Genomic DNA, 7,353 nt, shown 5'->3' on the forward strand with positions numbered 1-7,353 from the left:
AAAACATTATTACCGGATCGGTAACGTTCGGCCTTGATACAAATCAAAACGCCCCGACAAGTCGGGGCGTTAGTGGCGAAGCAGTGAGCGTTATTCCACCGCTTTGACCATGTCTTCGATAACCTTCTTGGCGTCACCGAACACCATCATGGTCTTGTCGAGGTAGAACAGCTCGTTGTCCAGGCCGGCGTAACCGCTGGCCATCGAGCGCTTGTTGACGATGATGGTCTTGGCCTTGAAGGCTTCGAGGATCGGCATGCCGGCAATCGGCGACTTCGGATCGTTCTTCGCCGCCGGGTTGACCACGTCGTTGGCACCCAGTACCAGCACCACGTCGGCCTGGCCGAACTCGGAGTTGATGTCTTCCATCTCGAACACCTGGTCGTAAGGCACTTCGGCCTCGGCCAGCAATACGTTCATGTGCCCGGGCATACGACCAGCCACTGGGTGGATCGCATATTTGACGGTCACGCCGTGATGGGTCAGCTTCTCGGTCAGCTCTTTCAGCGCGTGCTGCGCCCGTGCCACCGCCAGGCCATAGCCCGGCACGATGATCACGGTATCGGCGTTGGTCAGCAGGAAGGTGGCGTCGTCAGCCGAGCCGGATTTCACCGGACGGGCTTCTTTGGAGCCTGCCGGGCCAGCGGCATCCGCCGTGTTGCCGAAACCGCCGAGCAGCACGTTGAAGAACGAACGGTTCATCGCCTTGCACATGATGTACGAGAGGATCGCACCGCTGGAACCCACCAGGGAGCCGGCGATGATCAGCATCGAGTTGTTCAGCGAGAAGCCGATACCCGCTGCAGCCCAGCCGGAATAGCTGTTGAGCATCGACACTACCACCGGCATGTCGGCACCGCCGATCGGGATGATGATCAGCACGCCCAGCACAAACGCCAGGGCCAGCATCAGGGCGAATGCCCCGAGGTTGCCGGTGAACATGAACATCAGGCCCAGACCCAGTGTTGCCAGGCCCAGGATCAGGTTGAGCTTGTGCTGGCCGCCAAACTGTACCGGTGCGCCCTGGAACAGGCGGAACTTGTACTTGCCCGACAGCTTGCCGAAGGCGATCACCGAACCGGAGAAGGTGATTGCACCGATGGCGGCGCCAAGGAACAGCTCCAGACGGTTACCGGCCGGAATTGAATCCCCTAGTTGCTTGACGATGCCCAGGGACTGCGGTTCGACCACGGCGGCGATGGCGATAAATACCGCGGCCAGGCCGATCATGCTGTGCATGAACGCCACCAGCTCGGGCATCTTGGTCATCTCGACGCGCTTGGCCATGATCGACCCGGCAGTGCCGCCGACCAGTAGACCGACGATCACATAGCCGATGCCTGCGGTAGCCAGCTCGGCGCCCAACTTATAGATGAGACCCACGGTAGTGAGCACCGCCAGCGCCATGCCGAGCATGCCGAACAGGTTGCCTCGGCGAGATGTAGTGGGGTGCGACAGGCCTTTGAGGGCCTGGATGAAGCAGATCGACGCGATCAGGTAGAGCGTCGTTACCAGGTTCATGCTCATTACTTGGGCGCCTCTTCTTTTACGGCTTTCGGGGCTTTTTTCTTGAACATCTCAAGCATGCGGCGCGTCACCAGGAAGCCGCCGAACACGTTCACTGCGGCCAGGGCCACGGCGAGGGTGCCCATGGTCTTGCCCAGCGGGGTCACGGTCAGTGCGGCGGCAAGCATGGCGCCGACGATCACGATGGCCGAAATGGCATTGGTCACCGCCATCAGCGGTGTGTGCAGCGCGGGCGTTACGTTCCAGACCACGTGGTAACCGACATAAATCGCCAGCACAAAGATGATCAGGTTGTAGATACCGGGGGAGATAAGCTCTTCCATTGTCTGAATCCCTGCTTAGGCGTTTTTGCGGATGACTTGGCCGTCGCGGCACATCAGGCACGCGGCGACGATGTCGTCTTCCAGGTTCACGTCGAACTGACCTTCCTTGGTGAAGACCAGCTTCAGGAAGTCCAGCAGGTTACGGGCGTACAGCGCCGAAGCGTCTGCCGCGACTTCGCCGGCCAGGTTGGTCGGACCGCAAATGGTCACGCCATTTTCGATCACCACCTGATCGGCCACGGTCAGCGGGCAGTTACCGCCCTGGGCTGCCGCGAGGTCAATGACCACCGAGCCGGGTTTCATCTGTGCGACGGTTTCGGCACTGAGCAAAGTCGGTGCCTTGCGGCCCGGAATCAATGCGGTGGTGATGACAATGTCAGCCTGCTTGGCGCGCTCGTGCACGGCCTGGGCCTGGCGCTGCATCCAGCTGGCGGGCATGGGTCGGGCGTAGCCGCCAACGCCGACGGCGCATTCACGCTCTTCGTCGGTTTCGTAAGGTACATCGACGAACTTGGCGCCGAGGGATTCGATTTGTTCCTTCACTGCCGGACGCACGTCCGACGCCTCGATCACCGCACCCAGGCGCTTGGCCGTGGCAATCGCCTGCAACCCAGCCACGCCAGCACCGAGAATCAGCACCCGCGCCGCTTTCACGGTACCCGCGGCGGTCATCAGCATAGGCATGAAGCGTGGGTAATGGTGGGCGGCCAGCAGCACGGCCTTGTAGCCGGCAATGTTCGCTTGAGACGACAGCACATCCAGGCTCTGGGCGCGGGAGGTACGTGGCGCGGCCTCAAGGGCGAAAGCGGTAATGCCGCGTTCGGCCAGCTTGGCAATGGTTTCGTTATTGAACGGATTGAGCATGCCCACCAGAACGGTACCGCTCTTGATCAGCGTCAGTTCGCTGTCGCTGGGGGCGACCACCTTGAGAATCAGTTCGGCCCCGAAAGCATCACTGGCGCTGCCAATGGTGGCGCCCGCTGCTTCATAGGCACTGTCGATAACGCTGGCCTTGATGCCGGCGCCGCTTTGAACAGTGACCTTATGGCCTTGGCCGATCAGCTTCTTGATGGTTTCCGGGGTTGCAGCAACCCGCGTTTCACCCGTCTGGGTTTCGAGAGGAACACCAATGTGCACGTCAAATCTCCTGCGTGATCTTATTGAGTAAACCCAGGCACTTCGGATGGTGCGGCTGGGGCGGCCGATCAGCACGATCCCGCCGAATCAGGCGGGGCGCGGCATTTTGCAGGCGAAAATTCAGCCCTTCAAGGGATTATGACGGGTGACGGAAAATTAACTACAAGTCACCCTGTGACCGAATGTCGCAATGATCGGCATATATCCCTTGTAGGCTGGGCTTTCCAGGGTTTCAGGCCAAATTTGACGATTTTTCCATTGGCGACGTGAATGAACCCTGATGAGCTGCGTAACGTGGCTCAAAGCCACGTATTTGAACGGTTATGAGACTACGGTACTGATTTCGTAACAGATTGACTGTATGCGACATAAATTTATATCTGTAGCGCTTTTGATTAGCTTACTACCGGAGTCGGATATAGAGTTTTTCCTTGTTAATCAAGGCTGTAGCTACTAGCTTGATTGACCAGCCAATCGCGAAAAGCCCTCAGAGAGGCCGATTCGACCTTTCGTTCGGGGATCATCAGGTAGTAGGCCTTGATGCTCGACAAGGCATTTCGATTGGCAACGACCAATCGTTTCTCGGCCAGCTCGCGCTGGATCAAAAAAGGTGGAATCAAGGCGATTCCCATGTCATGCATCGCCGCTTGGGCAAGCATGGAGAATAGTTCATAACGCGGGCCTGTCAGGTCTCGCGCGATATTGAGGTTTTGAGCGTTGAACCACTGGCGCCACGCATACGGGCGGGTGGTTTGCTGAAGTAGGGGCAGTTCGGCGATGGCTTGCGGTGTCAGGCTGTTCCGGTTGCCCAGTAAGGTAGGGCTGCACACGGGCATCGGGTTTTCTCCCATCAGCTTGTGGGATTCGGTACCGGACCAGTCCGCATCGCCGAAATAAATGGCTGCGTCAAAATCCGTATCCGCAAAGAGAAACGGCCGCGTGCGATTGGTCAGATTGACCGTGACTTCTGGATGCTGCTGTTGGAAGTCCTTGAGGCGCGGTAGCAGCCATTGAGTACCAAACGTCGGAACCACTGCCAGCTCTATCACGTTGGCGCCGGTATGCCCCATCACTGAAAGAGTATCGCGCTCCACGGCGTCCAGTTGAGTGGCAACGCGGCGGCTGTAGGAAAGTCCGGCCTCTGTCAGTTTGACTCCCCGCCGTGAACGTCGGAACAACTCCACACCGAGGAAGTCCTCCAGGCTGGCGATCTGTCGACAAATAGCGCCCTGTGTGAGGGAAAGCTCCTGTGCGGCCTTGGTGAAGCTCTCATGACGTGCGGCGGCCTCGAAGCTGACCAGAGCGGCGGTGCTGGGGATTTTTCTGCGCATGTACATCAACCTCACTCGTCAGGATCGTAAACGGGGTTCAGGGCGTTTACGGAGTGAGAAATTAGCACAAGAGCGTGCGTAATCCTCGTTTGCTCTGATAGGAAAGCGCGCCTAGGATCAATCCACGATTTTTAATCTGATTGGCGAGGATTCTTTCATGGCCGGTAAAGCGAGTTTCAACTGGATTGATCCATTGTTGTTGGACCAGCAACTCACCGAAGAAGAACGCATGATTCGCGACACTGCCGAGCAGTTCGCCCAACAGAAGCTCGCGCCGCGGGTGTTGGAAGCGTTCCGTCATGAAAAAACCGACCCGGCGATTTTTCGTGAGATGGGTGAGGTCGGCTTGTTGGGCGCAACCATTCCTGAACAGTACGGCGGCAGCGGCTTGAACTACGTCAGCTATGGCTTGATCGCTCGTGAAGTGGAACGCGTTGATTCAGGTTATCGCTCGATGATGAGCGTGCAGTCCTCGTTGGTCATGGTGCCGATCAATGAGTTCGGTACCGAAGCTCAAAAGCAGAAGTACCTGCCGAAGCTGGCTTCCGGCGAGTGGATCGGTTGCTTTGGTCTGACAGAGCCGAACCACGGTTCCGACCCGGGAGCGATGATTACCCGTGCGCGCAAAGTAGAAGGCGGCTACAGCCTCACGGGTAGCAAGATGTGGATCACCAACAGTCCGATTGCCGATGTATTTGTCGTCTGGGGTAAGGATGACGCCGGTGACATCCGTGGCTTTGTTCTCGAGAAAGGCTGGAAAGGCCTGAGTGCACCGGCGATTCACGGCAAGGTCGGTCTGCGCGCTTCGATCACTGGCGAGATCGTCATGGATAACGTCTTCGTTCCAGAAGAAAACATCTTTCCTGATGTGCGTGGGCTGAAAGGGCCTTTTACCTGTCTGAACTCGGCTCGCTATGGCATCTCCTGGGGGGCCTTGGGTGCTGCCGAATTCTGCTGGCACACCGCGCGCCAGTACACCCTGGATCGGCAGCAGTTTGGTCGTCCTTTGGCTGCCACTCAGTTGATCCAGAAAAAACTGGCCGACATGCAGACTGAAATCACCCTTGCCCTGCAAGGATGCCTGCGTCTGGGTCGTATGAAGGATGAGGGTACGGCCGCTGTTGAAATCACATCGATCATGAAGCGCAACTCCTGCGGCAAGTCCCTGGATATTGCTCGCATGGCGCGGGACATGCTGGGTGGCAATGGCATCTCCGATGAGTTCGGCATCGCTCGCCATCTCGTCAACCTGGAAGTGGTGAACACTTACGAAGGTACTCATGACGTTCATGCACTGATCCTGGGGCGTGCGCAAACCGGTATCCAGGCGTTCTATTAATAGGGGGAACGGCATGGGCGCGCTTTCGCATCTGCGGGTACTGGATTTATCGAGGGTGCTGGCCGGGCCGTGGGCTGGTCAGATCCTGGCGGACCTGGGAGCTGAGGTCATCAAGGTCGAGCGGCCGGGTGGTGGCGACGATACGCGCGCCTGGGGACCGCCGTTCCTGAAGGATGCGTCTGGCGAGAATACCACCGAGGCGGCCTATTACTTGTCGGCCAATCGCAACAAGCAATCGGTGACCATCGATTTCACGCACCCCGAGGGGCAAAGGTTGGTGCGGGAGTTGGCGGCCAAGTCCGACATTCTGATTGAGAACTTCAAGGTAGGTGGGCTGGCGGCTTATGGCCTGGACTACGACTCGCTGAAGGCGATCAACCCGCAACTGATCTATTGCTCGATTACCGGGTTTGGTCAAACCGGTCCTTACGCCAAGCGCGCCGGATATGACTTCATGATCCAGGGGTTGGGGGGCTTGATGAGTCTCACCGGCCGGCCTGAAGGTGATGCGGGGGCGGGCCCGGTGAAGGTAGGGGTGGCGCTGACGGATATCCTGACTGGTGTCTATTCGACCGTGGCCATCCTGGCAGCGTTGGCTCACCGCGATCATGCCGGCGGCGGGCAGCATATCGACATGGCCTTGCTGGACGTTCAAGTGGCTTGCCTGGCGAACCAGGCGATGAATTACCTGACCACGGGCAACGCGCCGAAGCGGTTGGGCAACGCTCATCCGAACATAGTGCCTTATCAGGACTTTCCTACGGCTGACGGTGACTTCATCCTTACGGTAGGCAATGACGGTCAGTTCCGAAAGTTCGCCGAGGTCGCGGGTCAGCCGCAGTGGGCTGATGACCCGCGTTTTGCGACAAACAAGTTGCGGGTGGCGAACCGTGCAGTATTGATACCTTTGATTCGCCAGGCGACGGTATTCAAGACCACTGCCGAATGGGTCGCTCAGTTGGAGCAGGCTGGTGTGCCCTGTGGGCCGATCAACGATTTGTCCCAGGTGTTTGCTGATCCTCAGGTCCAGGCGCGTGGGCTGGCGATGGAGTTGCCTCATGCACTGGCGGGTAAAGTGCCGCAGGTTGCCAACCCGATCCGGCTGTCCGAGACCCCGGTGGAATATCGCAATGCGCCTCCTTTATTAGGGGAGCACACGCGGGATGTCCTGCAGCGAGTATTGGGGTTGGATGAGGCGATGGTGACGGGGTTGAGAGAGGCTGGGGTGCTCTGATTCTCTCTTCTATATAGAAGAGGCTTTTTGAGGGGCGCGGTGGCTTTTTCGAATGCCCTGCAACTTATTGATAGAAAAACGAAATTAAGGGTTGACGGCAAATTCTGGACGTCTATAATTCGCCCCACTTCCGGCGCAGTCGAAACGAAAAACTCATTAAGTTTCAATGAGTTAAACGATTTTAGGCAGCGCAGGGCTTCAGGTCATCGAAGCTTGGGAAGCAGTTGGTGGGGCGGTTTTCCTGGCTCCGTTAACGATTCGATCTTCTCGATCGAAAGCGTCAAAAAGAGGTGTTGACAGCAGCGAGTAACGCTGTAGAATTCGCCTCCCGCTAACGAGAGATCGGAAGCGCAAGTGGTTGAAGTTGCAGAGGAAACTTTGAAAACTTCTTAAAATAACCGCTTGACAGATACYCGGGGCGCTGTAGAATGCGCGCCTCGGTTGAGACGAAAGGCTCAACCC

Annotated in this window: 6 protein-coding genes; 2 read left to right on the forward strand and 4 right to left on the reverse strand. The window is 57.8% G+C overall.

Annotated features, from left to right (window positions below):
* Positions 1-90: 90 nt before the first annotated feature.
* From CRX69_RS27535 to CRX69_RS27550, 4 genes are all read right to left on the reverse strand, one after another.
* Complete coding sequence (locus tag CRX69_RS27535; RefSeq protein WP_047230081.1) at positions 91-1,527, reverse strand: NAD(P)(+) transhydrogenase (Re/Si-specific) subunit beta; 1,437 nt, start codon at positions 1,525-1,527, stop codon at positions 91-93.
* A complete protein-coding gene (locus CRX69_RS27540) occupies positions 1,527-1,850 on the reverse strand; it encodes an NAD(P) transhydrogenase subunit alpha part 2 (protein ID WP_003187010.1) in 324 nt (107 codons plus the stop codon). The genes CRX69_RS27535 and CRX69_RS27540 overlap by 1 nt, the downstream gene beginning before the upstream one ends.
* A gap of 15 nt (positions 1,851-1,865) precedes the next feature.
* Complete coding sequence (locus CRX69_RS27545; protein WP_047230082.1) at positions 1,866-2,987, reverse strand: Re/Si-specific NAD(P)(+) transhydrogenase subunit alpha; 1,122 nt, start codon at positions 2,985-2,987, stop codon at positions 1,866-1,868.
* Positions 2,988-3,421: 434 nt separating this feature from the next.
* Complete coding sequence (locus CRX69_RS27550) at positions 3,422-4,318, reverse strand: LysR family transcriptional regulator (protein WP_076386503.1); 897 nt, start codon at positions 4,316-4,318, stop codon at positions 3,422-3,424.
* A 157-nt stretch (positions 4,319-4,475) separates the two neighbouring features.
* On the opposite strand from CRX69_RS27550, the gene CRX69_RS27555 reads away from it, so the two are divergent.
* Both CRX69_RS27555 and CRX69_RS27560 read left to right on the forward strand, forming a co-directional pair.
* The gene (locus CRX69_RS27555) at positions 4,476-5,657 is read left to right on the forward strand and encodes an acyl-CoA dehydrogenase (protein ID WP_025216186.1); all 1,182 of its coding nucleotides are present in this window, start codon (positions 4,476-4,478) and stop codon (positions 5,655-5,657) included.
* Between the two features lie 13 nt (positions 5,658-5,670).
* On the forward strand, positions 5,671-6,891 hold the full coding sequence (locus CRX69_RS27560; protein ID WP_076383120.1) for a CaiB/BaiF CoA transferase family protein: 1,221 nt from the start codon (positions 5,671-5,673) through the stop codon (positions 6,889-6,891).
* The last annotated feature ends 462 nt before the right edge of the window (positions 6,892-7,353 follow it).

Source organism: Pseudomonas rhizophila (assembly GCF_003033885.1).
GTDB classification, from domain to species: Bacteria; Pseudomonadota; Gammaproteobacteria; order Pseudomonadales; family Pseudomonadaceae; genus Aquipseudomonas; species Aquipseudomonas rhizophila.

Coding starts and splice junctions, on each gene's coding strand:
- CRX69_RS27535 (WP_047230081.1), bottom strand. CDS start 1,527: ATGAGCATGAACCTGGTAACGACGCTCTACCTGATCGCGTCGATCTGC.
- CRX69_RS27540 (WP_003187010.1), bottom strand. CDS start 1,850: ATGGAAGAGCTTATCTCCCCCGGTATCTACAACCTGATCATCTTTGTG.
- CRX69_RS27550 (WP_076386503.1), bottom strand. CDS start 4,318: ATGCGCAGAAAAATCCCCAGCACCGCCGCTCTGGTCAGCTTCGAGGCC.
- CRX69_RS27555 (WP_025216186.1), top strand. CDS start 4,476: ATGGCCGGTAAAGCGAGTTTCAACTGGATTGATCCATTGTTGTTGGAC.
- CRX69_RS27560 (WP_076383120.1), top strand. CDS start 5,671: ATGGGCGCGCTTTCGCATCTGCGGGTACTGGATTTATCGAGGGTGCTG.